Raw genomic sequence first — 25,369 nt, 5'->3', positions numbered from 1 at the left:
AACATCAAGCCCCGCCTCTTTAAGCTCCATTGTCATCCTCGGTCTGCCGTAGCTGCCAAGGCTAAGATTATACTGGTCCTTGATGTGCGCCAGCATTTTCATATCCATGCGGGCCCTCTGGCTCATTGGGCGCGTACGCCAGGAACGATAGCCGCGCGTCGATACCCGCATTACACGACACAGCATCTCGACCGGCCATATATGGCGCCAGCTATCCACAAATGCGAACCTCATGGGCGCTGGCTCGCGAAGAACTGCGTGGCCTTTTTTAGAATCTCCCTCTCCTCCTTGAGGATGCGGTTCTCAAGGCGAAGACGTTCATTCTCCTTCGCCAGATCAGTTGATGGAGCGCTACCCAGATCACTGGGACGATATTGCGATACCCACTTGCCCAGTGTCGACAAGCCAACTCCCAAATCAGCGGCAACGCGCCGCCGCGACAATCCACTGCTCAGTGCAATCCGAACCGCTTCTTGCTTAAAATCTTCTGTATGCTTCTTCATCTTACCGGTCTCCTTGTGCGAGTGTTATACGCTCAAGTCACCGGCGCAAAACCGTTACAAGTCCATATCGAGGTCACCCCAGTACCGGGCTAGAGCCATGGGACGTGTTCGAAATTCACGGAGTGAGGCATGCCGCAGAGAGTCGCCTGTCTATCTCAGGAAGACCACTGTTGGGCCGCGCCGTCTTGCTGCGCGGTGGCATCGCGCCATGCTTGAGCAGCGGCTTCGTCGCTGGCGGCCGGCGGCTCAAGATTTCATGCTCAAGTTCGCGCGAATAAATCACATTCAATGTAACCGATCGAGCGGCGCTTGCGAACTTATCTTAGTAGGGTGCCTGCAGCGCGAGCCGAAAGCCTCGGTCCCAACCGTAACAGCATGTCAGAAGAAACTACGTCGGAGGACGTTACAATGGAACCCTCTAATAGGAAGGAACAATTGATGAGAAAATCCTTCATCGCCTTGGCCTTTGCCGTGATTAGCGCCCTGTGGGCGACAGCCAGCTTTGCCGCGGAGGGCAGGTCGAAGGTTCAACCTGAGCTTGTCAGCTTCTACCAAGTGCCCTGGCAGTGCCCCGCGGCTCCAGAGATCGCCTGCGGAGGTCTCGCCAAGCCAGTTCTCCGCGAACTGGAGCAAAACACAGGAATTGCTGAGGCTTGGATAAACCGAGCCGGAACCGTGCAGCTTTGGTGCTGTGCATCCTAAAGGAAATTATAAAGGAAATTAGTATGAAACATACCCGCTACCTCACCGAGATTGCAGAAAGTCTGACGCCAGCCAATCAGCCCCAAGGCTTCGGGGAACTGTTCGTCGTGCTGCTGCGTGAGCTTGCCAAGGGGCGTCCAGTTTCACGAACGACGCTTGCCAAGTCTCTCGACTGGCCTGCTCAGCAAGTGAATGCGGTACTCGAACGGACGACTAGTACCGAGTACGATAGTGATGGGAATATTGTTGGTTATGGCCTCACCTTGCGCGAGACTTCGCATATCTTTGAGATTGACGGCCGCCGTCTATACGCTTGGTGCGCACTGGACACTCTGATGCTTCCGGCCCTCATCGGCCAGACGGCGCGCGTGACGTCGCATTGCGCTGCAACCGGGGCGCCAGTTTCCCTCACGGTTTCGCCGAACGAAATCCGGGATATCGCACCGACCGACGCCGCAGTGTCGTTGGTACTGCCGCAGGAAACAGCGGACATTCGTCGGTCATTCTGTTGCCACGTCCATTTCTTTGCATCGGCCGTGACGGCGAAAGATTGGGCCTCCAAGCATGAAGGAGTGGAGATCGTAAGCGTCCAAGATGGCTTCCGCTTGGGCCAAGAGCTTAATCGACATCTGCTGCAGACGATTCCATCGAGAAAATCGTGATTGGATAACGATTCTACAGCTAGGTATTCGCTTCCTAGGTGCGGATTGCACTCTGCGAAATCTACCCGGGTGGCCCAGCAATGCAAACAAAGCCGGTGTCAAATGGTCCCCACACGGAATCTCGTCTGGCCCACTATGCCGGCGTGAGCATCGACCGGCGGGGGCGGGGTCTTGCCCGTCTCGGGCTTGCGCCATCCCGCGCGCGTTTCCCGAGTCGATCGGGTCTTTGGTGGTCGTCCGGTGCAGCGGTTCGTCCTGATCCCTTGGGAACTGCGGTTGCAGGACTGCCCCGCGATCCTGCCTCCAGGCGCCTGTTGTTTGGCAGATTTTCCTACCTAAAATAAAAGGTCGTTGCTGTTGTGAACGTTATTTAGAAAGAAGCGGTAATCTGAAGCCGGATTTAGATTAGTTACAGAACGAACACTTACGAGGATTAAGTTATTGGAATTACAAATAGGAAAACAGCAAAATTGAAGCGTTCTCTATGAGTCACCACGGTAAGTATTGTTAAAAGCAATTAACTATCGATAAATGACGCGGTCATATATGTGTAAGCATCATGGGACGGAATTAATCAAAATTATTAGGAATAACGAACATGCTGTCTCTGGCATCTACATTAAGTTTTGCTCTTGTCGCCGGAATGAGTATACCTGTAGGGGCATTGATCTCGACCAATAAGAGGCTAAGATCTTACTGTTGCCAACATGAGATTGACAGTTATGTTTCTTACTTTGGTGGTGGAGCGCTGCTAGCTGCAATAGCGCTTGTACTTGTACCTTACGGTATAGAACACACCACAATTCCTGATGCCACAGTAGCATTTTTGGCCGGAGGAATTGTCTTTTGGCAACTTAGTTCATGGATGAGGCGTAGACGTAATACCATATCTCAATTTCTTGGAATGATATTGGACTTTATCCCGGAGGGAATAGCGTTAGGCGCAGCTGCGGCAACAGGCTCGAATACAGGGTATCTGCTCGCTGCGCTGATAGCACTACAAAACATGCCGGAAGGTTTTTCAGCATATCATGAAATGAACTCGGGCGGCGTAACAAAAATAAAACTTTGGGTGATTTTTCTTACGGTTCCAATAGTGGGGCCGCTCGCGGCATGGTTGGGCTATACTTGTTTGTCAGCAAGTAATCATGTTCTGGGATTGATCATGCTATTCTGCAGTAGCGGTATCATTTATCTAATTTTTCAGGATATTGCTCCAGCGGCTCATCTAAAAGATCAAGACTTCCCAGCAATGGGTGCCGTAACTGGTTTTTTACTGGGCATGATCGGAACTATGCTAATACATTGATTTTCTACTTCAATCCACAGTGCGAAAGGGTTTATTTTGGAGAGCAAGATTGATGTCCGACCGGTAAAAGCGTCAAATCTAGCCAATCTACCAAAATGCTCAGTGTGGTATGGAGAAAATGCAGCCATATGCTCCCGAGTGATGTGGTGCCCTTACGACTTCAATTGATTAAATGCCTCTGTCATCGCATTCACGTTGTACAAGATTGCAAACAAAATGGTTGTGCTTAACAGTTTTACTTTGCCCATGTTTCAAATTAGCTGGTATTTTCCCACCGTTGGCGAAGAACAGCCAACGAGCAAACTCAATGAACTCTTCACTTTTACAAGTAGCACCTGGGGTCTGGCGATCATCTGCAGGATTTACCGATGAGGAAAAATAAATCCCGTAGAGATGATCGCCAGACCCCAAATAGAATAATTTTTTTTGCAAATAACTGATATCTGCTGGATGCGTCAGCGGATTAGTCTTGAAAGACTGAATCAATGATTGGACTTCATTCCATCTTTCACCGTTTTCCAGCAGAAAAATGAACAGTTGGTGGAAAACATGGCAGTGATCACCACTCAGAAAGCAGAAGTGGAGAAGCAAGTGGCTGTGTTATCCCAGGCATTGGAGGTCGCCAAAGCTGAACTAAAAACCTGCCGGGACAAGATTGTATTTCTGACTGACGAGAACAAAATAATAATTCAGAAAAGGTGATGATTCAGGGGCAATTCAAGCAACTACTGGCTCGCTATGATCGCGTTAGAGCCAAACTTGCCAAATTTGTCGGTTCTTCCACAGGCCCCCTAGATAGGCAAGTGGTCGATATCCAGAACTTGGAGCATCAACTTAACGACGCCTCGGTAAAAAGTCGGGAGCAGCAGCATAAAAGCGAACAATTGGTGGATAATATTGCCGCGCTCACCAGCCAGAAAGCAGACGTCGATAAGCAAGTGGCCGTGCTATCCCAAGCATTGGAGGCCACTAAAACGGATATGATAGCCGCTCAGAATAGAGTGGGAGTTCTATTCGATGAGAACAAGATGATTCTTCAGGAAAAAGCAGTGATTCAGGGGCAGTTTAAGCAGCTTCAGGAGTCACTGTCGCGATAAAGGCTTTAGTTTAGTAAAACTTTTGTCCTAAAAACTATATTAATCAATATGTTATATGCGAAGTGGCTAATTCCAACGCTTTTACCGGCCGGACCTCTTTAGGGTTTGTAAAACAGATGGTTAACGGGCTTTTTGGAGGATTTCGTCAGAATCGTTGCCGTTCCTGATCTAATGCATCAATAGCCATCGGCTTCGCATACGCCGCCTCTTGAGCAAGTGCTAACCTCTAGGCTGCTCAGGCCCCGACCCGATAGCACCAAGTGCGGCTAAACTGGAAAGCCGTCCTTCTGCTGTCTGATTTAAAATCGAGAGTCATGAAAAGCAGACTGTCAGTCTGGTTCGCAGGATATTGGCAAGCTTACAACCATTCCGCTCGCTTCAAAATATTCGAAAGAATCCAATAGGTCTATTGACCTTTGCTATTATTGCGAATAATTCGCAATCGCAATTAGGGATTAGACAGGGAATTATATCGTGAATCGGACACCGCATTTCAAAAACTTAACAGCTTTCGGGGTATTGCTGTTTGCCATGCACTCCCCCACCGCATGGGCAAAGGGTGGCGGCGCGCCGATATCGCAAAACCAAAATCAACAAGATGATGATGTTGGCCCGGCAGATGAATTCAAACCCGCAATTATCGTGACCGCATCGCGCGTCAACAAGCCGATCAGTGCCATTCCGAACAGCGTTCGCGTCATTGACCGCGAGACGATCGAGCAGCAATTGTCGGTCAGCACGAGCCTGCTCGATAGCCTCAGTTTTTCCATTCCCAGCCTGACCCCCGGACGGCAGAAGATGACAAGCAGCAGCGTCACCCTGCGCGGGCGCACGCCGCTTTATCTGCTCGACAATATTCCGCAATCGACTCCCTTGCGCAACGGAGAGCGCAGTGGGTTCACGATCGACCCGGCGTTTGTCGACCGCGTCGAGGTGATTTACGGTGCCAATGCCATCCAGGGTGTGGGCGCGACCGGCGGTGTCATTAATTATGTCACGGTTGCTCCGCCGACCAGTGGCGACCTACTGGCGAAAGTTTCCGCCGAAATCTCGACCGACGACTTTGAAGACAATGGCTTCCACACACGGCTCACGGCTCTGCTGGGGCAAAAAATTGGTGCTGTGGATTTTGTCGTCGCCGGGGCCTTCCAGAAAAACGACTTATATTATGACGGGAACGGCAACGCCGTTGGCGTCGATCCCACACAGGGCGACCTTGCCGACACTACATCCTATAATGTCTTCGGGAAGTTTGGTCTCGACATTGATGACAGCAAGCGGATCGAACTGACGGCCAACTATTTCAATCTTGCCGGTGACGGCGATTATGTTCGCGTCGACGGCGACATTGCCGGGGGCATTCCCGCAACCAGCGTACGCGGCGTACCGGCCGGCGACCCGACATTCAATGAAGCGGTAAACATGGCTCTGTCCTACACCGACGGGGACCTGTTCGGCGGCAAGCTGTCGCTCGCCGGATATTATTATGATTTCTACGCGCTATATGGCGGAGATACGTTCCCGGTCTTTCAGGATGTGTCGATTGCGCCAGCGGGCAGCCTGTTCGATCAGTCAGCACTGGCATCGGAAAAATATGGCGCAAAGCTGACCTATGTGCGCGAAGATACTTTATGGAACGGGCTACAGATCGCGGCAGGTGCCGACTATCTGCATGACGAGACCTTTCAGGAACTGGCACAGACGGACAGGCTCTGGGTGCCGTTGCTGAAATTCCAGGAATTCGCGCCCTTCGTGCAGCTCGAGCAGACCTTCCTCAACGAGGCCGTGCGTCTGTCCGGCGGGCTGCGCTACGAGAATGTGACGCTCGACGTGCCCGATTTCACCACGATCGCGAGCGCCGGATCTACCTTTGTCCAAGGCTCTTCACTGACATTCGACAAGCTGCTCGGAAATGCCGGCATCGTCGTCGAACCGCTGGAAGGACTGACATTCTTTTCATCTTATGCGCAGGGCTTCACCATGCCGGACGCCGGCCTGGTTCTGCGTTCCGTCAACACGCCCGGACAGACGGTGGCCGATCTCATCGATCTGCAGCCGGTAATTGCCGACAATATCGAAATCGGGGCGGGCTATCACAAAGACGGTCTGAACCTCGACGCCAGCTATTTCTGGTCCAATTCCGATCTGGGTTCGCGGATTCAGGTGGTCAATGGCGCTGGACAAATCCGGCGGGAACGCACCGAGATTTCCGGGTTTGAATTTGCTGCCGATTACCATTTCCCATCCGGCTTTGGCTTCGGTGCCAATTTTGCAAAACTCTACGGTCGCTTTGACAGCGATGGTGATGATATTGTTGACCGCGATCTCGACGGACGCAATATTTCGCCGGACCGGCTGAATTTGTTCGTCGAAGGTCCGATTGCCGATGGTCTGTCAGCACGGCTTCAGTCATCGACCTTTTTTGACCGGACATTCGATGGCGGATTGCCACAGAATGATTTTGACGGATTTACGCTGGTTGATCTTGCGCTGTCATACACAGGCAACGACTTTGGTGATTTCAGCCTGGGCATCCAGAATATTCTCGATAAGCAATATATTACCTATTATGCACAGACGGTTACCTTCGTGAATGACAGCACTTATGTATCCGGCCGTGGACGTGCGTTCACGCTGGGCTGGAAATATAGCTTCTGATGCAGCTGGTCGCGTCGATCCATCGTTGGGCCGGCGGATTAATCGGTCTGTTGCTGGCACTGCTCGGCCTGACCGGCGCCTTATTGTTGTGGAAGGGCGCCTGGCTGCGTCTGACAGTGTCGGCGGAAGCTGTTGTTGAGACCGACCCGGCCACACTTGGCGCGCTTACGCAGAATATTCTAGCTGGTTCGACCCAAACACCGACCTCCATCGTTTTTGCCAACAGCGATATTGCCCTCCACACGGTGCGCACCGGACCGGACAGCGGCTTTTATGCCGATGCCAGCGGATCGGCGATAACGTCATGGGACAGCATCTGGGCTCGCTCGGAAATTTTTCTGTTTGATCTGCACCACCATCTGCTTGTCGGGGAAGCGGGAGAGACGGTCAGCGGCATTGCCGGACTGGTCGGGCTTGGATTCATCATTACCGGACTGATATTGTGGTGGCCGACACGAAAGACATTCAGGTTGCGCCTGTGGCCTGCCAGAATGACAAGACCCGCAATCATCAGGCAACACCGCGATATGGGCGTGATACTCGCGCCTTTGCTGTTCCTCACCATGTTGACCGGTGTGATGATGACGCTCAAGCCGGTCGCGGAACTTTTGCTGTCGCCTTTCTCCAGCGCAGCTGAAATGGAGTCGGCACTCGAACCGCCGAAAGTGGCCGCGGGTCCTGCGGATAATGCCGATTGGCCTCGCATCACGGCAGTGGCGCAAGCGCGCTTTCCTGATGCCACCATCCGTATCATCGGACTGCCGCGAAAGGCGGGCGATCCCGTGGCCATCCGGTTGAAGCGGCCGGGTGAATGGCACAATAATGGCCGCACGATCATCTGGTTTGATGGCGCAACCGGCAATCTTCTTCGTGCTAAAGATGCGCTCGCGATGCCGCAGGGTTTGCAGCTATTCAATCTCACCTATCCGCTCCATGCGGCAAAGGTTGGCGGTACAGCCTATAAAGTCGTGCAGACGATTGCCGGTTTGGCATTGGCACTGCTGGGTAGTCTGGCCGTGTGGAGTTTTTGGTTCCGAAGAAAAGCAATACCGAAACCGATAAAGCCCTGAACGGTCGGGTCGCCACAATGGCAAGAGGGTCCTCTGTAGCGGGACAACCTGCTCACCAAACGTGATCGGCGGCTCGCCGAACTCGAACGAGTGGATGTTTTGGGGCAGCAATTAGCTCGCACTATTTGTCCAACTTTTACGTCGATAGCGGTCCTTAGTGCCGATGCTTGCAACCCTGACAGTCCTGTTGGCGCGCGCGATATAGGATAAAGCTGTCCTCAATGAAACATTGCATCAACGATGGCGCAGTCCGGTACTTCTCCGCCATCACATTTCTGCGCCATGTCCGACAATGTGTGCTCCAGACGTTTTAAATCGGATATTTTCCGTTGAATACTGGTAATGTGATCGTTGGTTACGGCCAACACTTCTCCGCACGTATATTCGTTGGAATAGACCAGGCTAAGAAGACCTCTTAGCTCCGCAATTGAAAAACCGAGTTCCCGCGCGCGCAGAATGAAGCGTAACCGTGCCTGGTCATCAGGCGAATAGACCCTGTGACCACTGCTTGTTCGATCAACGGCGCGTAACAGCTCGATATTCTCGTAATATCGTATCGTTTCGATGTTGCAGCCGGCGATTTTGGCCAGTTTTCCGCGCTTGACAGATTGTTGCATAAAAAGTCCTTGTTCCTGTAGTTACTACAGAGCGTATAGTTATCTCCATCGAAGATCAATCGCAATGAAAGATACGATATTGCCAGAGACCGTTAAGACAGAAATGCCCCCACAATCGCCAGAAAAGCAAAGTTGGTGGGCAGTGGGCGGCATAGCAGGCGCAATTTTGGCATCGTCCTGCTGTATTGTACCGCTCGTCCTTGTAACCCTTGGCGTAAGCGGAGCGTGGATTGGCAATCTTACCGCTCTTGAACCTTATAAGTGGTACTTTGTCGCAATAACTCTCGGGTTTTTGGCAGCGGGTTTTTGGCATGTCTATTTTCGGACAAGACCTGACTGTGAAGACGGTTCCTATTGTGCTCGCCCACAATCATCAATCATCACGAAATCTGCCCTGTGGCTGGGCACATCACTCATCGCTTTATCAATCACAATCGATTGGTGGGCACCGTATTTTTACTAGGAGAAAGATTATGAAACGTGCTTATATCATATTTTCAGTCGTTGTTGCCCTTAGCGCTGGGGGGCTCGGTGCCATGACATTGTTACCAACTTCCGGCGCCCAAGCCGTTGCAGAGGCGGCATCACAAAATGCCCTCAAAACCGAAACATTCAAAATCGAAAAAATGACCTGCGCCACTTGTCCGATCACCGTCAAGAAGGCGATGGGCAAGGTTAGCGGCGTGTCTTCTGTCGATGTTGATTTTCAGGCAAAAACGGCAAAAGTGACGTTTGACCCTAAACGCACCACTGAATCGGCGATTGCTTCTGCATCGACAAATGCGGGTTACCCAGCGAAAATCGCCGCCGCAAAGTAAGATTGTTTAAACCCTAAGCAAAAGAATTGAAAATTATGGATGATTGTTGCGCGTCAGGCGATGGCAGACGCTACGACCTTGTTGTCGTGGGTGCTGGATCAGCAGGGTTCTCAGCTGCGATTACGGCGGCGGGGAACGGGGCAAAGGTTGCTCTAATCGGTCACGGCGCGATTGGCGGCACGTGCGTTAATGTCGGGTGCGTTCCATCGAAAGCGATGATACGCGCCGCAGAGGCTATTCATGGTGCCAAATCAGCAAGCCGCTTTCCCGGAATCGCCGGGGATGCCCGAGTAGAAAACTGGGCACAGCTCGTAACGTCGAAAGATGAGCTCGTTTCCGGGTTGCAGCAAAAAAAATATGCCGACCTGTTGCCCGAATATGAGAATGTCGATTATTTCGATGAAGGGCCAGCTCGCGTTGTCGAGGGCGGGGTTCAAATTGGCGAACGCAAGATCCATGCGCCAAAGATCATTATTGCGACGGGTGGCCGTCCTTCTCTCCCTCCCATCAAGGGGATTGACGAGGTTTCAACGCTCGACAGCACCCAATTGCTCGATCTGAAAATATTGCCCAAGAGCCTGATTTTCATCGGCGGCGGCTATATCGGATCGGAATTGGCCTTGATGATAGCGAGGATGGGCGTCGAAGTGACGATCATTTGCCGTTCACGTCTATTGCCCGGTGCAGAACCAGAAATTTCGGATGCATTGACTGAATCTTTCCGCGCTGAAGGTATTATCATGTATTGCGGAAGTACCTACGATGCTTGTCGGCAAGACACTTCTGGCGTCACGATTTGTATCGAGCATGAAGGCGAACGGCTTGAACTTACCGCCGAAAGTCTGGCTGTGATGACAGGCCGGACACCGAACACAGAAGCGTTGGGTCTCGAAGATGTCGGCGTTACGCTTGATAAGCGCGGCGCGATTGTCGTCGGTGACAACATGCAAACGTCCAATCCAAAAATATATGCGGCAGGAGATGTGACCAACCGCGATCAATTTGTCTATATGGCCGCTTATGGCGCAAAGCTCGCTGCCAAGAACGCAGTAGCTATGGGGTCGGAATCATATGATAACTCGGCCATGCCGTGGGTGGTCTTTACCGACCCCCAGGTCGCGGGCGTGGGTTTGAGTGAGGCCGACGCGCGAGAAGCGGGTTTTGATGTTAAAACATCCCTTGTCCCGTTGGATCAGGTGCCGCGGGCATTGGCGGCTCGTAACACGAGAGGCCTGATCAAGTTGGTAGCTGACCGGAAGACCGACAAATTGCTCGGCGGTCAGATTATGGCTCCCGAGGGTTCGGACAGCATCCAGACACTGGTTATGGCCCTAAAATTTGGAATGACGGCAAAGGCGCTTGGGGAAACAATTTTTCCCTATCTAACCACTGTTGAAGGTCTGAAACTTGCTGCCCAGACATTCGACAAAGATGTGACCAAGCTCTCCTGCTGCGCGGGCTAGCTCAGGCAGGCCGTGGAGAAATGAATCGCCTATGAAAACAGATATTGAGACCGAAAGTGCAGCCAATATTGCCTCAAGTAGCGGGAGTGGCGCGGGCGCAATCGGTGCCATTGTCGCAGCAATGGGCTGCGCAAACTGTTTTCCGGCCATTGCCGCCCTCGGGGCTTCGCTGGGCCTTGGGTGGTTGGATCACTATGAAGGCCTAATTATAACGCGATTATTACCAATTTTTGTCATCATTGCCCTGATTGCCAATCTTTATTTGTTCAATCGCCACCGCATCATTTGGCGCGGGATATTGAGCCTGATCGGACCAGTTTTGGTATTAGCAAAATTCTACCTTTTCTGGTCGGCAGACTGGAGCAATGCCGTATTCTATGTTGGGTTGGCATTTATGATTGGGTCCTCAATTTTCGACATTGTGTCACCACCATTAAAACGATGCCCGGTTCCCAAGGCTACGGCATAAGAAATTTGAAACATGATAGGAAACTAAGCGTCATGAACGTTAAAATTTGTCCCACCTGTGGCTGCTCTTTGGTGCGGCTTGGAATTACCGACGACCAGGCGGCACAGGCTGTCCATAATGAGATCGTCTATTTCTTCTGTTGCCAGGGTTGCGCCGATATTTTCCAGAAACAGCCAGAACGTTTTGTCGAAGAGGTTAGGGATATCCATGTCTGTCCCGCGTGTCTTGCTGAAAAACCGACCGCCTACACGGTTCCCGTACTGCACAACGGGCAGGAAATTCGTTTCTGTCGCTGCCCCCATTGCGCAGAGGTTTTTGCAAAAGATCCAGACTTCTATCTTGATCGCCTGAGCGGAAAAACCGATTTCAAGGGCCTGTTTGATACGCCAGAAGCGGCATGCTGTTAGGGCCATGCTTCACAAAGGAGGGTGAGGCGTCGAAACGAACGCGACCTGCTTTCACGTCAAGCATATATCGCCGAAGTGCAATGGCGAGCCGAAACAAAGTCCTCAGAGACCTATGATGCGAACTTTCAGCATTTACCCCCTTGCCTCATCCTCCCTGACAGCATCTCCATCGATCGTCGCGGAACCCGCAGCCGCTCCACCCGTTAGTCCAAATGTCGCTTATCAAGGAACCAATCATGACCCAGTCTTTTGATCTCATCGTCATCGGCGTCGGCATGGCGGCAGTCACTGCGGCCAACAAATGTGCGTCAGCGGGATGGTCCGTCGCCGTCGTGGACGAGCTACCCTATGGCGGTACATGTGCCTTGCGAGGCTGTGATCCCAAAAAAATGTTGAGACGCGGCGCAGAGATAATTGATGCTGCTTCCTTGATGAATGGCAAGGGCATCGAGCCCGGCAGTCTGGCTATCAACTGGTCGGACCTGATGGCGTTCAAGCGGGCATTCACCGAAAAAATGCCACCGAAAATTGAATCTGGCCTTGATAAAAATGGTGTCACAACGCTGCACGGCAGTGCAAAGTTTATCGCTGAGAACATAATCGAGGTTGACGGAAAAACACGGCTGCAGGCGAAGAAGATACTGTTTGTGGGCGGCGGTTTCATCTCTTTCGAGTTTGCACATATCGCGGCGCGCGCGGGCAGCGATGTTCAGATCATTGATCGCGGCGAGCGTCCCCTCAAGGGCTTTGATCCTGATCTCGTCGACAAATTGCTGGAGCGAAGCAAAGAGGCAGGAATTGAGGTCGTCAAGAAAACCAGTCTCATCTCCATCGCCAAGGAAGGTAGCGGCTATTCGGTGACTCTTGATGTCGACGGCAACATCCAAGAATATTCAGCTGATTTGATCGTGCATGGTGCGGGGCGCGTTCCTGCGATCGATGATCTTGATCCGGACAAGGCAGGCGTCGAGTCCGACGCCCATGGCGTCAAAGTGAACGAATATCTGCAAAGTATCTCCAATCCGTCAATCTATGCAGCGGGGGATGCAGCGGACACCAAAGGTGCACCGCTCACGCCGGTGGCGGTGTTTGAAGGTAAGGCGGTTGCGTCAAATATGCTGAAAGGCAATCATGCCAAGCCAGACTACAAAGGGGTTCCCATAGTAGTATTTACGATACCCGAACTGGCGCGTGTGGGTATGCTGGAAGAAGAAGCAAAAACGGCCGGTTACAAGTTGCGCATCGCGACCAACGATACAAGCGGCTGGTATTCCAATCTGCGAGTGGGAGAGACCTGCGCCGCCACCAAGGTGATCATCGATGATGAAACCGGCAAAATATTGGGCGCGCATTTGTTGGGGCCGGAGTATGCCGAAATCATCAATTTTTTCGGTCTGGCGATGCGTCTTGATTTGACCACGAGCGAACTGAAAAAAATGGTCAGTGCCTATCCGTCGGTTGGCTCTGATGTTGGCTCGATGTTGTGAGGTGACGTGTATAAAAAAATTCAGCCTTGCAAGCAATATAGAGATGTGATTCAGTATTTCTGTGGAAGCGGGTGATACTGCGATTATGGGAGAACGAACGGCGATGCCGGAGACGTAGCCGGTCCAGCTTTAATATTCGTTCTAGATGCGCAAACTCGCCAAACTAATCCCGATGCCAGCCTAATAAACAGGCAAGCCGGAGCATATCTCATCACCCGATACGACATAAACCGGAAAATCGAGCGATGTCGGCAGCATATCAAAGTGTGGAGACCGGAGGGTGCGCATGCTTCTCTATGAGGTTTCCCACGTCATGCTGACCCGCTACAGGGGCGAACTGAAGCTTAAGAATTGGGCGTTGGCAATTGCGCAGCGCTCGACCATGCGGAAGGCGCGCATCGCGCTCGCGCGGCGCCTTGCCATCATCATGCATGCCATGCTCCGAGATGGGACCGCGTTCCATCCGGCCTGACCGGTAAGAAAGGAGATCGAAACGAGCTCCCGAGCGGGAGCAAACGCCCGAGGGAGGGAGCGGATGATGGCGCCTATTGTGTAGCATGCGGCCCCAGTCGCTCGACTGCGATTTCAACCTCGCCACACCGCAACCAGCTGACTCCATAAAGTGCCGACGAACACACAGAGAACGCAGACACCCACAGGCAATCGCACCAGTTCAGGAAAACAGCAGTTGCCCTTGACGTATTAGAGAACAATCGGGTGGATTGCTGAATGGCAGGTTCTATTGCAGACTGTGACGTAAGCAGGCGACGTTAAGGATCCAACTATCATTGAGAGAGAAGCATTTGTTGCCACGAACTCCCATTTTCAGGGCGGGTATTGGTATTTTATTAAGCATTGCTTGTGCATAAGATAAATGAAGCGAAGTGAAACCAAGTTAAATGACCGACAGTCCACAATTTTTGCTAAATCAAACCGAAGGTCGCCAAGGTCTGGTGGCGTTAATAGTCGCATCCTGCGAAGAAGCAGGCGCTGATGTGTTGGTTGTTGAAAACAAAGATGATTATACACTTATGATAACGGGAGCGGGTTTATCTGCTACAGTTGAAATTTGGACAATAGGAAACGGCGGTCTGTCTATTAGGTGGAAAAGCGACGAATTGCCATTGCGAGCTGTCGAGGGCGCATGGTCATCTGATTGCCGCGAAAATTTTCGCACGACCCACGCAATCACAAATTGTGAAAGCCAAAGCCATCTGATCGAAGCTCTGGCAACTGGGCTGAAAGCTGCCGTGTCGGGGGTGGCGTTTGATGGTCGCAACATCAAATAATTGCATTCGGAAATAGCTGCGGTTATTAGACCATAGGAAAGTAAATTCCTGACGGTCGCGTCCCGCAGCGTGCACAATGCCCCGAGCGCAGCGGAAAATTATTTTTCCTGAGTGACCTATGAAATTTAGGCACTCAGGAGCCTTTTCTTGATCGTTCCTAAAACCATGAAAATTTATTCTCTGCCACCCCTACACGAGTGTGGGATGCCATCCGCCCAATTTGGTATGCCAAGGCACGTCTATTCAAATTATCTCGCATCGCCGCGACGAAACCGTGGCAGGAAAATCATGGTCGGTGACTCTTCGAACACCGTGCACGGCTTAGTTATGCTAGCACATGCTAGGCGCGAAGGTGGTCGTGGTGTAGCAAGAGGGGCTGCGAATGGTGGGCTTTGGCGCGTTAGCCGACCGGCTGCTATTTTACACGCCTACCGTGAATCTGTGTCCCAATAATGTACAGGAGCCTTGTAGCGGCGATAGTCGGGATGCTCAGGCACCTTGCGGTTCGATCGCGGCGGGATGATTGGGAGGATGCCGCGCATGAGCAGATTTTCTCGGAACCTGTCGCCGTCATAGCCCTTGTCCGCCAGCAGCGCCCTGGGTCGGGGTAGCGGCAGGGCCATCAGATCATCGGCCGATGTATAATCCGATGCTTACTACTATAGCCCCCGATAGTTTATACTGCTAATGATCAAGAGGAGCTAGATATGACCCAACAACGCATTTTCATCGGTATTTTTGCCCGATGCGATCGGCTGCGATGAACGAAATCAGATCAAGGGGGCATTATGCCGGTAGCGGTTGGACAGCGTTGTTTGCTGCCTGGTTCGTTGCGCTATCGTCCAGCCTTGGCGCAATCTTTATTGGTGAGGTGATGGGCCAGACGCCGTGCGAGTTATGTTGGTTCCAGCGCGCCTTTATGTTTCCGCTGGCCATCATGCTCGGCATCGCGGCCTACCGATCGGATCGAGATGTGCTCCCCTATGCGTTTGCCCTTGCGTTGGCGGGGTGGGTGATCGCGCTTTATCATTTGTTGCTCTATCTTGGAGTTGTACCAGACGAGATCCAACAATGCGGTTCAGGACCGTCCTGCTCAAACGGCGAAATGACGCTTTTTGGTGCCGTGCCGATTCCGCTTCTCTCGCTGGTAGCCTTTTCGGCCATCTTATTTTTTCTCAACCTTTATCGGAGATCACGATCATGAACAGGCGTTTTGGAGTAGTTTTGACGAGTTTGCTCTCAGTTGGCGCTTTCGCTGCCGGGGTAACTCTATACAGCAGTTCGGTTGCTGGAGAACCCGCAGCCAAGGCGGCGGCTGTGCCAAAGGACATATTTGTGCGTCCTCATTCACCGATAATCGGACCCAAGAGTGCACCGGTGACAATTGTAGAATTTTTCGACCCGTCTTGCGAGGCCTGCCGTGCTTTTTACCCAAGCGTCAAGCAAATACTCGCCGCGTATCCAAAGGATGTTCGGCTTGTCATGCGTTACCTGCCGCTGCACGAAGGTTCCGCTGAAGCTATTGGTATTCTGGAGGCTGCACGTGCGCAGGGCGTCCTGCAACCGGTAATGGAGGCACTATTGGACGCGCAGCCCAAATGGCACAATGGTGACATGACAGGAGCATGGTCGGCCGCAAAGGCGGCCGGGCTCGATCTTGTAAAGGCCAAGGCAATGCCGAGCGCCGGTATAAATGCGATGATGAAGTCCGATTTGGAGGACGCGAACACGCTTGGCGTCAAGGGAACGCCAAGCTTTTTTGTAAATGGTAAACCCTTGGCTGAATTTGGTCCTGAACCCCTCTACGCTCAGGTTCGCGCTGAGGTCGAAGCTCAACAAAACCCAAACCAAGAGTGAAGACGGTGGCTGGCAGGGCTGCAACGGCCCTTCTCGACAGGTTCTCTTCTACGGGCTTTGTTGCATAACTCGTGACGGTCGCGAGTTAGGTTTTACTTGGAGTTATTATGCGACCCGGATGGTCTTCGGGTTTCCTATTGCTGAGAACCGATTGAGGCCTGCAGCGCGGGCTTTTAGTTCGGTAATCTGATGGTCGAAGGTGCGCGCGGCGACGCGCTGGCCGAGGAGCTTGAAGCAATGCATCTTGGTTTCGACAAGGCTGCGGCGGTGATAGCCGCTCCACTTTTTCCAGATCGTCCGGCCAAGCCGTTTGGTTGTGCGCAGTGCTTCATTGCGGGCGTCAACGCCAGGGCCCTCTTTGGTCCACAGCCGCCCGTTGCGGCGTACCGGGATGATCGGATTGGCACCGTGCTCAGCGATGACGGCATGATAGCCTCTCGTGTCATATGCGCCATTGGTGGCAGTATGAAGCGCCATGTTTACGCGTTTTCCACTCCCCTTCACCCATCATCTTGATCCCGGTGTTATCGACCAGCAGATGTAGCCCGCCCGAACTGGGCCGCCCACCGAGGTTCACCGACAATGCTTTTTGACGGCGGCAAAGCGTCGTATAATCCGGCACTGGCCAGTCCAGTTTCGCCATCTTGAGCAGGCTCGCAACCAGACCCGTCACCTGTCGTAGCTGAAGGTTGAACAGGATCTTCAGCGTCATGCACAGCTCAATTGCGCTGTCAGAAAACCGCATCGGCCAACCGGGCCGACCAACTGGTACCGAGAGCCAGTTTATCTCTGGTCAAACCACACATCCAATGAACCTCGCTGCTTCAGCGATGCATTATAAGCGGGCCAATTGGTCGTGCGGTACGTCGGGGAGATGGGTCTGGGCATCAGGCCCATCTATACATATCGATTCCCCGAGGGAATCCATCACCTTGTTATGCAACAAAGCCATCTGCGGGTGACGCCGCAGCATATTTACGGCGTTTTATCGATGATGGTGTGGTCGCTCATAGTCGTGATCTCAATCAAATACCTGTCGGTCGTTCTACGCGCCGACAACAAGGGCGAAGGCGGTATCATTGCGCTGGTCGCACGGCTCGGTCCGTGCAGGCGGCGCGCGGGGGTCATCCACGCCGCCCTAGTCGCGATGGGTGTTTTCGGAGCCTCGCTCCTGTATGGAGACGGCACAATCACGCGGGCCATTTCAGTCCTCAGCGCAATCGAGGCGATCAATCACAGACTTGCCTATACCGAGATTGATCTCAATCTTTCCGAGGTGAAGGGACCTGTGATGGACGCCTCAAACGAGCCGACTTTCTCGAGGAATTCCGCGGGCGTGTGTTCCTGTCGCAGAACCACGCGTTTCGCGAATTGTCACAGGACAACGGGCCCCCGCCTCTGCCAGACGATATCGCTCGCGATATGATCCAATCACCCTATTAGAAGGAGAACCTAGATGCTTATCGAAAAGATCAAGACACCCGGATTATCGCACCTTTCCTATCTCGTCGGTGCCGACGGGCAGGCAGCGGTGATCGCCCCCCGCCGCGATTGCCACATCTATGTCGAGATGGCTCGCGACCGATCATATATTTGCGCTTTGCTCGCTGCTGGACTTTAGTTTCTGCCCGCGCTTGCGTGATTTTTAGGACCGCAGACTGATACCGATGGAAATGCCATCGCGTTATCCAAAAATTTCGCCGCTCCTTGGCCAGCGCGTAAAAACCGAGAAAATCCGGGAGCATTGGGATGACATTATGTGTCTGTTAGCATCCATCAAGACCGGCCACGTCGCGCCGTCGGTAATGATGCGTATTATGAACGGCAAAACCAGCTGGACGTGGCTTTGCAGGAAATTGGCAAGATCGAGCGCACGCTGTTCATGCTCGACTGGCTCGAAAGCCCCGAATTGCGACGCCGCTGCCGGGCCGGCCTTAACAAGAGCGAACAGCGTCATGCCCTGACGCAAGCGATTTCGACCTTCCGGCAAGGCGGAACAGTGCCAGATTGTCCGGTCATCAATACGCTGTTTGAATGAATAACATCGAAAGCAATAACGAGGCCTTGCAGAAACGCGGCTTTCTAGTGGGCCGCAATGCCGGCAATTTTGAGGTTTTAGATTTGTTTGAGGTTACGCACAGCGCAGAGAATTTATCATCAGGTCAAGCCCTGATGGCCTGTATCAGCGGTACTATCCCCAATATCTAGAAAATCTGCTTGATATTGTAGCCGAGGATGTGGCGGCTCGTTTCTGGTCCGATCGGTTCCGTTCTTATCATTCAATTCCCGCCTTTGGTGGAGAATGTTTTAACAACCATGCCAAGCGTTGCAAGCCTGTTTTGTCGGTGTTGCCACCAATAATGTAGTCAATTCTGGGCATGGTGCTCGGTGCACTGGCCGCATTGGGATTGAGTGTTTTGGATGTTCCAACCTTCGAGAGGCTGATGATGGTTGCCGCGATGTGCCTGATCGCTGGGTGGCTTGGGCATCACCTGAATCTGTCTTGTGATGACCAATGGGACGGAATTGCCCTCATAAAATAAACAAATAGAAGACTGAGAAGAAGGCTATAAAAATCAATATGCCCGAAAGAGAAAATTCGTTTTGCCAAATACTGTTGGCGGGCTCGCGCACGTCGACGATTGCCTGCTCTTTGGCAACTTGTAAAACTGCCCTCGGCAATGCTAATCGGAATGGGTGCTTTGCACCCTCATCACGTAATACGAGTCGATGTTTTCTTTTTCGTTCCATGCAGACGAGTTAACAATTTGTTAAGAATTTAGTCCACCACATAATTTGGTTAAAATTCGTCTGTCTCGAACCGGCACTAAATCGGTGCAAAAGGTTAAGCGAATTTCCGCTGGATGCGGCTTGCAAATGGTGTGGATTCGCAATTGCAATTGCTGTCATCGCGAAGTTGCCATCCTTCCGATATCCTCATATCTATGGCACAAAATTTGCCAGCCGGTTTGCTGGTCGCCGGGGTATTTGGGCAGAGCCGAACCCATGAGTATATATTCGGCGGTGTTACTCGAATTTTGCTTCTAAATTGTCCGCATCCGTTATTATTGGTCCCCTAGATCCACCTGAACGTTCTCGGAAGCAGGGGTTTTGCCTTGCTGGGCGGATAAAAATATTGAGAATAATATTTGGAAAATCGCCGATAACTGATCATTTCTGGATAATTACATCAAAATTGACGGTAACGATCTTTCAATGATGGACCGCGTGTCAATGACAGCCCCTGAAGCAGCAAAGAGATAGCCGGCTCGATCAAACCTTAACTTGCAAAAAGCTTCGGCAACGGGATTATCCGCATTAATGAGCACTGAACTGAACTCTGTTCAAGGGTAAATCGCAGTATTGTCGGCACTCCCGCCCTGTATTTCACTTTAAAGTCAGGTTCATCTTTCCACGGAATGGACCCGCGAACACGCAGCGTTGATGGTTGGTGCAAAGAGCATAGCTTCGGGACATACATGGGGTTCAGAAGCTGACCCGAGCGCCTCCCACGAACCGCCGGGGGATTCCAGGACGCAAGCCGAAGGGACGTCTGCTGACGGCGTATTGGTCATCGAATATGTTATCAACGCGTGCAAACAGGGAGAGACTGTCGGTCAGCGCGAAATTTCCCGCAAGATCAAAGATGATGCGCTCGTCGATCCCTTGATTTACGGCAATAGCCCCGCTCCCGGGTTCATTGCGCAAATTGGAAAGGTAGTTTACCCCAAGGTTGACCGCAATGCGGCCCGCGTTCACACCCGCTTCTATATACAGTTGATGCCGCGCAATATAGGGCAGGGCATCGCCTTCAGTCACATCACCGAAAAAATCGCTGTCGAAGCTACTGTCGAATTGTGCATCCGTGAACGTATACGCGAGGGACAGGGGAAACGAGATTGTGTCGGTGGCGCGTGGCTCGACCGCTGCCGACAGCTCCAAGCCCTTGACGGTAACTGCGCCGCCATTGAACTGATCGCCAATGTCGCCGACGCTGCAGCCGACAGATTGGGTGCAATTACCGAGCAAGTTGGAATAGTCGTTGTAGAATCCAATCGCAGAGACCTGGACCTCGTCAGTCCTGAAGCGGACGCCGGCTTCGTAGTTCCAGCTTTTTTCGGCGCGGGCGTCCGGACTGCCGGGGCCGGGAGGAGAGAAGCCGCGTGATACTCCTGCAAGCACAATGGCGTCGCCAAACTCGTAAGTAACACCCAGAGCAGGCAGCCACTGGTCGATATTGGTGCGGCGAACCCGGGTTGGCCCGGTCGATCGATCCGGGTCCGATCCTGCATAGTCCAACCGGGTCAAATCAATCCCTTCGTACCTCAACCCGGGCGTCAGCGTCACGGCACCGATCTCGATCCGGTCCTCGATGTAAAATGCGATGGCCTTCGCTTTCGCCTCCCGGTTGGCCTGCTGGCCGATATCGGTCTGGCGCTCAAAGACGAGGTCTCCGCCAATTTGGGAGTAGAATTCCTCGTTTTGCAGTCTGTCTTCTTCATCCTCGTGATAGCGGACGGAGACCGCGAGATTGTGGCGCGTCGCGCCGATGGCGAACGGGCGTTCCAAAGAAAACTGGGCTCCTTCACTACGATAGACGCGATTGTTGTTGCGGATCCGCACCGCGCCATTCGCACTGTCCGCCCCGCGTAAGATACTAAGAGCTTCGCGATTGTCATCGGGGCTATCGAAAACAGTCTGAATCGAATCGAATCGACCGTCGCCATCGAAATCGATATCCTGAAGTTTCGACCAGCTGCGGCTGAAGTCGTTGCGATACAGCGTGGCCGTGATCCTCGTCTCATCGGCAAACGCCAAGGTGCCGATAATACGAAATTGGTCGTGCTTCCCGGAAAATGCGTCGCGCTGGCTGCTCGCATAGCGACGATAGGGTTCTGCCGCGAAATCGGCATCGGCAAGTCCGAGGTAGGTCTCATTGGCTTTAAGGTCAGACCGGCCATAAACAAATTCCAAGCGAGCCTCTACGGGTGCGTCTGGCGCGGTGTGAACAGCCAATCGCCCACGATAATCCTGTCGTTCAAAGCCGGTGTCAGCATCTGGACGCCCGTCGATTGATTTGAAGCCGTCGCTGCCCTGCTGGTAGGTTTCAATCAGCGCACCAACATAATCTGTGTCAGCTCCAACCCAGCCCTGGCCTTGGAAGTAATTGCGCGAACCATATTGGCCTGAAGCATAGCCGGAGAATCCATCCGTCGGGATTTGGGTAGACCGAAGATTGACCGCTCCGCCGATAGTACGAGGTCCAGAGCGGATCGCGGCTGCGCCCTTCGTTACCTCGACCGCCTGCATACGTCCGATGGCGGGGAAATAATATGCAGCCGGCGCGGCATAGGGGGCCGGCGCGATCAATACGCCATCTTCCATGAGTGTGATGTTGCTCGATCGTTCGACTGGGCTACCACGCAGTCCGATATTTGGAAACAACCCGAACCCATCCTCCTCCTGGATATTTACCCCGGGCACCTGACGCAGGACACGGTTTACATCCCCATGGTCGAAGCGGCGGAGATCTTCGCTGTCGAGCAGATCGGCAGAACCGGGAATCCGGTAGGGATCAATCCGGCCTCCGAGGACGATAATCGAAGTATCGGGATTTGCCTGACGGTCTTCCGAAGCCTGCTCAGTTCCATCTTTCTCGGCGACGGGCCAATTATTCTTTTGGGCTTGCACTGGCATGGACAAGGCAACTGCGAGGGACGAGACGGCAGCACGATACATAGAGGTTTCCTTTTCTCCGAGCGGTGTCGGGAGGGCTGCCTCTAACGTTATTGCAAATGCTTCGCAAGAGTATAATTGCGATGCTCTCAAAACTTTTGTCAGTACCTATCATTCTGGCGCTTGCTCTCATGCTATTTTCTCGGGGTGGGGAAGGGGCCAGCGGTCTGCCATCCTCGCATAGTGGGCTGAGCTATGGATTACTTTATCTGCGCCAATTCCTGCTTGGCTTCTCGCTTTACAAGTATGCCTTTGCCATGCTTTATGCCCGCGCTGAAGCCCTCCTCAACAATAGCGCCCAAGATGAGTTCAACTAGCATCGCCGACTTCCACAAGGCAGGGGATTAGGGACTGGCGTTCCACGATACGATCCTCTGCATGCCAAGGTATTTGACAAATTTGCTTCCGAGTTAATCACGTGCAAATTCCAAAATTGCTTTGATTTTCGCTGTTGTATTCATGCTGGGGGTTCAAACGCATCTAGATAGAGTTGCTCGACCCGTAAGACTTCCTCATCAGTCAGTGCGGCAAATTCTTGTGCGCGCGCGCGCTGGGAAAGCTGACCGCCATTTTGCTGAAGGAACTTTTGAAGCAACTCGATCTGCGCTGACGGCATGTCGACAACCTGCTGTACGCCGTCACCGAACCGGTCGAACGCCTCCAGGAAATAAACTTCTTCGGGAAGATCGTGGATGATAGTTTGTTCCACGCATTCATAGAGAAATTCGGCATGCGCGGTGGCGTCAAAATAACGATAGAAGTCGGCGGTATGATTGAGCACCTCGACATTGCCGCTCTGCGTCCGTTGCCATTCGATCTCGGGGAGAAGAGGCCTGGAATAGGTTTCCAGCACTGTCCGGTACGCGTCGAGCTGTCTTAGAATGGCAGCGCTGATCGGGAATACCAGGCCGGGCGGATTGTAGCTGGCGGCTGCCAGTGCGTGATGGATGAGCCAACGGTGAATGCGCCCGTTGCCATCTTCATAAGGGTGGATGTAGACAAACCCAAACGCCAGAACTGCTGCGGCGACAACGGGATCGAACGCTTCGGTGAGTGTTCGCTCGGTGTAGACGACAAGCCCTGTCAGCAAGTCTGTAATGTCATCATGGCGCGCACTGATATGGTCCGGGATCGGGTCTCCTGAATCCCGGTCATGAACGCCGACAAAGCCGCCTTGCGTTCTAAGACCGAGTTTTACGAAGCGCGCATCACCGATCACGATGCTTTGAAGACGGTCAAATTCGGTCAGAGTGACGGGATTGTTGCCCGCTTGCGCAATTGCCTGACCCCATCGTACCGCGCGGGTGCCGGAAGGCTTTTCGCCCTCGATCGCAAAGGATGACTTGGAATCGTTCAATAGAAGGAACGCAGCCGCGCGCGCCACGAGGTCGGGGCGGACGCGCCCGATTTCGGCACGTACGCGTTTATCCAACTGCTTGTCCGCGGCAGCCTGCAGGGCCGGTGTTCGGCGGACCATTGGGCAAAAGGCCGGTGTTCCTGGAAGATTGTCGAGGATCTTGTGCCGAGATGAAACTTGCCCCTTAGCGAGAGCGAATTGCAGCTTAGGGTCGACGATCGTCACCAGCCGAACTTTACCAGGGTCAGGGATTTCGAGTTCGGTGCCCGTCAGCCATTCGTAAAGATACCACGCTCGGCGCGCAAAGGCGCCGGTCGGTGTCGCCATTACGAATTCGCGGATCGCTTCAGGTTCGATGGTCTTGAAGAGCTGCGCCAGAACGCCGAGATCAATGCCTTCCCACTTCATGGCGAACACCAACTGGCCTGCAAGACTCGCTTCGGGACGGTGACGCGGGGTCAGCATAATCCAGTCCGAAGTTGATACCGGATGATGGCGTCCGGCAATCGCTGCTAGGCGAGGCGGTAAGGGGAGTGAAAGGCCATAGGCGGCGATCAAGGCAGCATAGCCACAAGGCGTCGCAGGCTCGGGGAGCCTGCGTCCGCGAAAATCATTCACCGCCTGTGAAGGCCACTCACTCATAATTTTCTCCGTGAAAAACCATCACTTGAACCGTGGTTACTTGCGAATCGCGTTCACCATCTATGAAAATCTATCACAATTTACACAAAATGTGAATATCGTTCTCCAATATTAGAATAAATTCGTTCCCCGGGCTATGTTTCAATGTGAACATCTTTGTCATAATGGAACCCAGCAGCGCTGTGCTCCGCCCGAACGGGGACATCAGGACCGGTCAATCAACTGGAGGCGAATGAGCATATTAGGCAATTCTGAAATGTAGGCTGTATGTCATAGATGGGTACAAAATAGTAACTGACGCCAATTCAAATCAATATATTTTGAGCACCTGTAGATGTTAGAATATTATCTTTTTGAACATATATAGATATTCGGCAATTGGCTTAAAAAGTTGTGATTGCAAGCAATGGGCGTTGCCTGACGGCAGCCCGCTCTATTCGCTCACGCGAACCAAGCCCCAGGTCTTGGCCCATCCGGGTGACGATCGGGAACGCAGGTAAATTGAGCGGGATTATCTAAGGACGCGCTCTTGCTGCGCTGTGCTTGTTGAGGGCGCGGCGTTTTTATGCTGACCAGCAGGCATTCTTGCCTCTCTCATGGCCGAATGGGCGCTGGCCCGCGCTAGGGTAACGATTTGAGCTTTCCCTCCCCCTCCCATCCTCGCCGGAAGGCAGATCCGCATGCAGACAAAAGAGCGGTTAGACAAAGAGAATGTAAGCTGGGATTTCAATCATATTGAAGGAGATCCAGTTACGGCTATAATACGTGAGAGTTCCTTGCGGGACATCGCGATTCTGGGTCGGCCGCCCGGCAATTCTGATAAAAACAGGTCAACAACATTTTTCGGAGACCTACTAAGTCACATACGGACCCCAACATTGCTCCAACCTCATGATTTTATTGGAATCAATCTTATGGATCCGGCTATCATCTGTTGGAATGGGAGTATTGAATCTGCCAATGCATTACGCTCGTCGCTTCCTTTGATCAAAATTGCTAGTGAGGTCCATATCGTATCAATTGATGAAGATAAGGGAACCGAAATTCCGCCAGATGCGGCTTGCAAATATCTCGCTAGTCATGGTGTGGACCCGCAATTGCAACTATTGTCATCGCGAAGTTCCCATCCTTCTGATATTCTCATATCTACGGCACAAAATTTGCAGGCCGGTGTTATGGTCGCCGGGGCTTTCGGGCGGAGCCGAACCCATGAATATATATTCGGC

General features: G+C 52.7%; 24 protein-coding genes and 6 pseudogenes. 23 read left to right on the top strand and 7 right to left on the bottom strand.

The features are described from left to right. Positions 1-503, bottom strand: a pseudogene (locus V7676_RS17685) (transposase); the annotation flags it as partial. A 438-nt stretch (positions 504-941) separates the two neighbouring features. On the opposite strand from V7676_RS17685, the gene V7676_RS17680 reads away from it, so the two are divergent. The 3 genes from V7676_RS17680 to V7676_RS17670 all read left to right on the top strand — a co-directional run bounded on the left by V7676_RS17680 (position 942) and on the right by V7676_RS17670 (position 3,176). After that, a complete protein-coding gene (locus tag V7676_RS17680) occupies positions 942-1,205 on the top strand; it encodes a hypothetical protein (protein WP_335660908.1) in 264 nt (87 codons plus the stop codon). A 23-nt stretch (positions 1,206-1,228) separates the two neighbouring features. Next, complete coding sequence (gene merB / locus V7676_RS17675) at positions 1,229-1,867, top strand: organomercurial lyase MerB (RefSeq protein ID WP_335660907.1); 639 nt, start codon at positions 1,229-1,231, stop codon at positions 1,865-1,867. A 598-nt stretch (positions 1,868-2,465) separates the two neighbouring features. After that, positions 2,466-3,176: a ZIP family metal transporter gene (locus V7676_RS17670; protein WP_335660906.1), complete on the top strand. Its 711-nt coding sequence runs from the start codon at positions 2,466-2,468 to the stop codon at positions 3,174-3,176. A gap of 168 nt (positions 3,177-3,344) precedes the next feature. Here V7676_RS17670 and V7676_RS17665 read toward each other — a convergent pair whose 3' ends face one another. After that, positions 3,345-3,662, bottom strand: coding sequence for a hypothetical protein (locus tag V7676_RS17665; RefSeq protein WP_335660905.1), 318 nt, complete (start codon positions 3,660-3,662; stop codon positions 3,345-3,347). A 3-nt stretch (positions 3,663-3,665) separates the two neighbouring features. Between V7676_RS17665 and V7676_RS17660 the strand changes: the two genes are divergently transcribed. From V7676_RS17660 to V7676_RS17645, 4 genes are all read left to right on the top strand, one after another. Beyond that, entirely contained in the window at positions 3,666-3,878 is a 213-nt protein-coding gene (locus V7676_RS17660; protein WP_335660904.1) for a hypothetical protein, read from the top strand. Then, positions 3,878-4,273: a hypothetical protein gene (locus V7676_RS17655; RefSeq protein ID WP_335660903.1), complete on the top strand. Its 396-nt coding sequence runs from the start codon at positions 3,878-3,880 to the stop codon at positions 4,271-4,273. Before V7676_RS17660 ends, V7676_RS17655 begins: the two co-directional genes overlap by 1 nt. A gap of 474 nt (positions 4,274-4,747) precedes the next feature. Beyond that, a complete protein-coding gene (locus V7676_RS17650) occupies positions 4,748-6,931 on the top strand; it encodes a TonB-dependent receptor (RefSeq protein ID WP_335660902.1) in 2,184 nt (727 codons plus the stop codon). Beyond that, entirely contained in the window at positions 6,931-8,001 is a 1,071-nt protein-coding gene (locus V7676_RS17645; RefSeq protein ID WP_335660901.1) for a PepSY-associated TM helix domain-containing protein, read from the top strand. Before V7676_RS17650 ends, V7676_RS17645 begins: the two co-directional genes overlap by 1 nt. 218 nt (positions 8,002-8,219) lie before the next feature. Here V7676_RS17645 and V7676_RS17640 read toward each other — a convergent pair whose 3' ends face one another. Further along, positions 8,220-8,618, bottom strand: a complete 399-nt coding sequence (locus V7676_RS17640) for a MerR family transcriptional regulator (RefSeq protein ID WP_335660900.1) — start codon at positions 8,616-8,618, stop codon at positions 8,220-8,222. Between V7676_RS17640 and V7676_RS17635 the strand changes: the two genes are divergently transcribed. From V7676_RS17635 to V7676_RS17600, 8 genes and pseudogenes are all read left to right on the top strand, one after another. After that, on the top strand, positions 8,566-9,081 hold the full coding sequence (locus V7676_RS17635) for a mercuric transporter MerT family protein (RefSeq protein WP_335660899.1): 516 nt from the start codon (positions 8,566-8,568) through the stop codon (positions 9,079-9,081). The two genes, V7676_RS17640 and V7676_RS17635, sit on opposite strands and share 53 nt — an antisense overlap. Positions 9,082-9,091: 10 nt before the next feature. Beyond that, complete coding sequence (locus V7676_RS17630) at positions 9,092-9,436, top strand: heavy-metal-associated domain-containing protein (protein ID WP_335657535.1); 345 nt, start codon at positions 9,092-9,094, stop codon at positions 9,434-9,436. 35 nt (positions 9,437-9,471) lie between these two features. Continuing rightward, a complete protein-coding gene (gene merA, locus V7676_RS17625) occupies positions 9,472-10,899 on the top strand; it encodes a mercury(II) reductase (RefSeq protein ID WP_335660898.1) in 1,428 nt (475 codons plus the stop codon). Positions 10,900-10,930: 31 nt separating this feature from the next. Beyond that, a complete protein-coding gene (gene merC, locus V7676_RS17620) occupies positions 10,931-11,368 on the top strand; it encodes an organomercurial transporter MerC (RefSeq protein WP_335660897.1) in 438 nt (145 codons plus the stop codon). Between the two features lie 32 nt (positions 11,369-11,400). Further along, positions 11,401-11,775: a hypothetical protein gene (locus V7676_RS17615; protein WP_335657533.1), complete on the top strand. Its 375-nt coding sequence runs from the start codon at positions 11,401-11,403 to the stop codon at positions 11,773-11,775. Between the two features lie 236 nt (positions 11,776-12,011). Beyond that, positions 12,012-13,262, top strand: coding sequence for a dihydrolipoyl dehydrogenase family protein (locus V7676_RS17610; RefSeq protein WP_335660896.1), 1,251 nt, complete (start codon positions 12,012-12,014; stop codon positions 13,260-13,262). A gap of 247 nt (positions 13,263-13,509) precedes the next feature. Then, positions 13,510-13,734: pseudogene (locus tag V7676_RS17605) on the top strand (IS110 family transposase); the annotation flags it as partial. 427 nt (positions 13,735-14,161) lie between these two features. After that, complete coding sequence (locus V7676_RS17600; RefSeq protein WP_335657531.1) at positions 14,162-14,551, top strand: hypothetical protein; 390 nt, start codon at positions 14,162-14,164, stop codon at positions 14,549-14,551. A 428-nt stretch (positions 14,552-14,979) separates the two neighbouring features. Here V7676_RS17600 and V7676_RS17595 read toward each other — a convergent pair. Continuing rightward, positions 14,980-15,189, bottom strand: a pseudogene (locus V7676_RS17595) (transposase); the annotation flags it as partial. 122 nt (positions 15,190-15,311) lie between these two features. Here V7676_RS17595 and V7676_RS17590 point away from each other — a divergent pair. Then, positions 15,312-15,755: a disulfide bond formation protein B gene (locus V7676_RS17590; RefSeq protein WP_335657530.1), complete on the top strand. Its 444-nt coding sequence runs from the start codon at positions 15,312-15,314 to the stop codon at positions 15,753-15,755. A gap of 20 nt (positions 15,756-15,775) precedes the next feature. Further along, positions 15,776-16,408 (top strand): DsbA family protein, encoded by a 633-nt coding sequence (locus V7676_RS17585; RefSeq protein WP_335660895.1) that lies wholly within the window; start codon positions 15,776-15,778, stop codon positions 16,406-16,408. 105 nt (positions 16,409-16,513) lie between these two features. Here the strand turns inward: V7676_RS17585 and V7676_RS17580 are convergent. Next, positions 16,514-17,296: pseudogene (locus tag V7676_RS17580) on the bottom strand (IS5 family transposase). A 49-nt stretch (positions 17,297-17,345) separates the two neighbouring features. On the opposite strand from V7676_RS17580, the gene V7676_RS17575 reads away from it, so the two are divergent. From V7676_RS17575 to V7676_RS17560, 4 genes and pseudogenes are all read left to right on the top strand, one after another. Then, the gene (locus V7676_RS17575; protein WP_335660894.1) at positions 17,346-17,834 is read left to right on the top strand and encodes a KUP/HAK/KT family potassium transporter; all 489 of its coding nucleotides are present in this window, start codon (positions 17,346-17,348) and stop codon (positions 17,832-17,834) included. A gap of 30 nt (positions 17,835-17,864) precedes the next feature. Beyond that, positions 17,865-18,029 (top strand): hypothetical protein, encoded by a 165-nt coding sequence (locus V7676_RS17570; RefSeq protein ID WP_335660893.1) that lies wholly within the window; start codon positions 17,865-17,867, stop codon positions 18,027-18,029. Next, positions 17,989-18,401, top strand: a pseudogene (locus V7676_RS17565) (Tn3 family transposase); the annotation flags it as partial. The gene V7676_RS17570 and the pseudogene V7676_RS17565, both read left to right, overlap by 41 nt. Before the next feature lie 41 nt (positions 18,402-18,442). Further along, on the top strand, positions 18,443-18,616 hold the full coding sequence (locus V7676_RS17560; protein ID WP_164089308.1) for a hypothetical protein: 174 nt from the start codon (positions 18,443-18,445) through the stop codon (positions 18,614-18,616). A gap of 1,278 nt (positions 18,617-19,894) precedes the next feature. On the opposite strand, the gene V7676_RS17555 is transcribed toward V7676_RS17560, so the two are convergent. Further along, positions 19,895-22,147, bottom strand: coding sequence for a TonB-dependent receptor family protein (locus tag V7676_RS17555; protein WP_335660892.1), 2,253 nt, complete (start codon positions 22,145-22,147; stop codon positions 19,895-19,897). Between the two features lie 80 nt (positions 22,148-22,227). On the opposite strand from V7676_RS17555, the gene V7676_RS17550 reads away from it, so the two are divergent. Then, the gene (locus V7676_RS17550; RefSeq protein ID WP_335657526.1) at positions 22,228-22,461 is read left to right on the top strand and encodes a hypothetical protein; all 234 of its coding nucleotides are present in this window, start codon (positions 22,228-22,230) and stop codon (positions 22,459-22,461) included. 140 nt (positions 22,462-22,601) lie between these two features. Here V7676_RS17550 and V7676_RS17545 read toward each other — a convergent pair whose 3' ends face one another. Further along, positions 22,602-24,143 carry a Fic family protein gene (locus tag V7676_RS17545; protein WP_335660891.1) on the bottom strand — a complete coding sequence of 514 codons (1,542 nt, stop codon included), beginning with the start codon at positions 24,141-24,143 and terminating at the stop codon, positions 22,602-22,604. A 914-nt stretch (positions 24,144-25,057) separates the two neighbouring features. On the opposite strand from V7676_RS17545, the pseudogene V7676_RS17540 reads away from it, so the two are divergent. Next, a pseudogene (locus V7676_RS17540) lies at positions 25,058-25,369 on the top strand (hypothetical protein); the annotation flags it as partial.

This window comes from Parasphingorhabdus sp., assembly GCF_036963805.1.
In the GTDB taxonomy this organism is placed as follows: Bacteria; Pseudomonadota; Alphaproteobacteria; order Sphingomonadales; family Sphingomonadaceae; genus Parasphingorhabdus.
This window is presented reverse-complemented; position numbering and strand designations above follow the sequence as displayed.

Coding starts and splice junctions, on each gene's coding strand:
- V7676_RS17590 (WP_335657530.1), top strand. CDS start 15,312: ATGAACGAAATCAGATCAAGGGGGCATTATGCCGGTAGCGGTTGGACA.
- V7676_RS17555 (WP_335660892.1), bottom strand. CDS start 22,147: ATGTATCGTGCTGCCGTCTCGTCCCTCGCAGTTGCCTTGTCCATGCCA.
- V7676_RS17645 (WP_335660901.1), top strand. CDS start 6,931: ATGCAGCTGGTCGCGTCGATCCATCGTTGGGCCGGCGGATTAATCGGT.
- V7676_RS17680 (WP_335660908.1), top strand. CDS start 942: ATGAGAAAATCCTTCATCGCCTTGGCCTTTGCCGTGATTAGCGCCCTG.
- V7676_RS17635 (WP_335660899.1), top strand. CDS start 8,566: ATGTTGCAGCCGGCGATTTTGGCCAGTTTTCCGCGCTTGACAGATTGT.
- V7676_RS17575 (WP_335660894.1), top strand. CDS start 17,346: ATGCAACAAAGCCATCTGCGGGTGACGCCGCAGCATATTTACGGCGTT.
- V7676_RS17670 (WP_335660906.1), top strand. CDS start 2,466: ATGCTGTCTCTGGCATCTACATTAAGTTTTGCTCTTGTCGCCGGAATG.
- V7676_RS17545 (WP_335660891.1), bottom strand. CDS start 24,143: ATGAGTGAGTGGCCTTCACAGGCGGTGAATGATTTTCGCGGACGCAGG.
- merB (WP_335660907.1), top strand. CDS start 1,229: ATGAAACATACCCGCTACCTCACCGAGATTGCAGAAAGTCTGACGCCA.
- V7676_RS17640 (WP_335660900.1), bottom strand. CDS start 8,618: ATGCAACAATCTGTCAAGCGCGGAAAACTGGCCAAAATCGCCGGCTGC.
- V7676_RS17600 (WP_335657531.1), top strand. CDS start 14,162: ATGACCGACAGTCCACAATTTTTGCTAAATCAAACCGAAGGTCGCCAA.
- merA (WP_335660898.1), top strand. CDS start 9,472: ATGGATGATTGTTGCGCGTCAGGCGATGGCAGACGCTACGACCTTGTT.
- V7676_RS17655 (WP_335660903.1), top strand. CDS start 3,878: ATGATTCAGGGGCAATTCAAGCAACTACTGGCTCGCTATGATCGCGTT.
- V7676_RS17550 (WP_335657526.1), top strand. CDS start 22,228: ATGCTCTCAAAACTTTTGTCAGTACCTATCATTCTGGCGCTTGCTCTC.
- merC (WP_335660897.1), top strand. CDS start 10,931: ATGAAAACAGATATTGAGACCGAAAGTGCAGCCAATATTGCCTCAAGT.
- V7676_RS17610 (WP_335660896.1), top strand. CDS start 12,012: ATGACCCAGTCTTTTGATCTCATCGTCATCGGCGTCGGCATGGCGGCA.
- V7676_RS17570 (WP_335660893.1), top strand. CDS start 17,865: ATGCTTATCGAAAAGATCAAGACACCCGGATTATCGCACCTTTCCTAT.
- V7676_RS17615 (WP_335657533.1), top strand. CDS start 11,401: ATGAACGTTAAAATTTGTCCCACCTGTGGCTGCTCTTTGGTGCGGCTT.
- V7676_RS17560 (WP_164089308.1), top strand. CDS start 18,443: ATGAATAACATCGAAAGCAATAACGAGGCCTTGCAGAAACGCGGCTTT.
- V7676_RS17630 (WP_335657535.1), top strand. CDS start 9,092: ATGAAACGTGCTTATATCATATTTTCAGTCGTTGTTGCCCTTAGCGCT.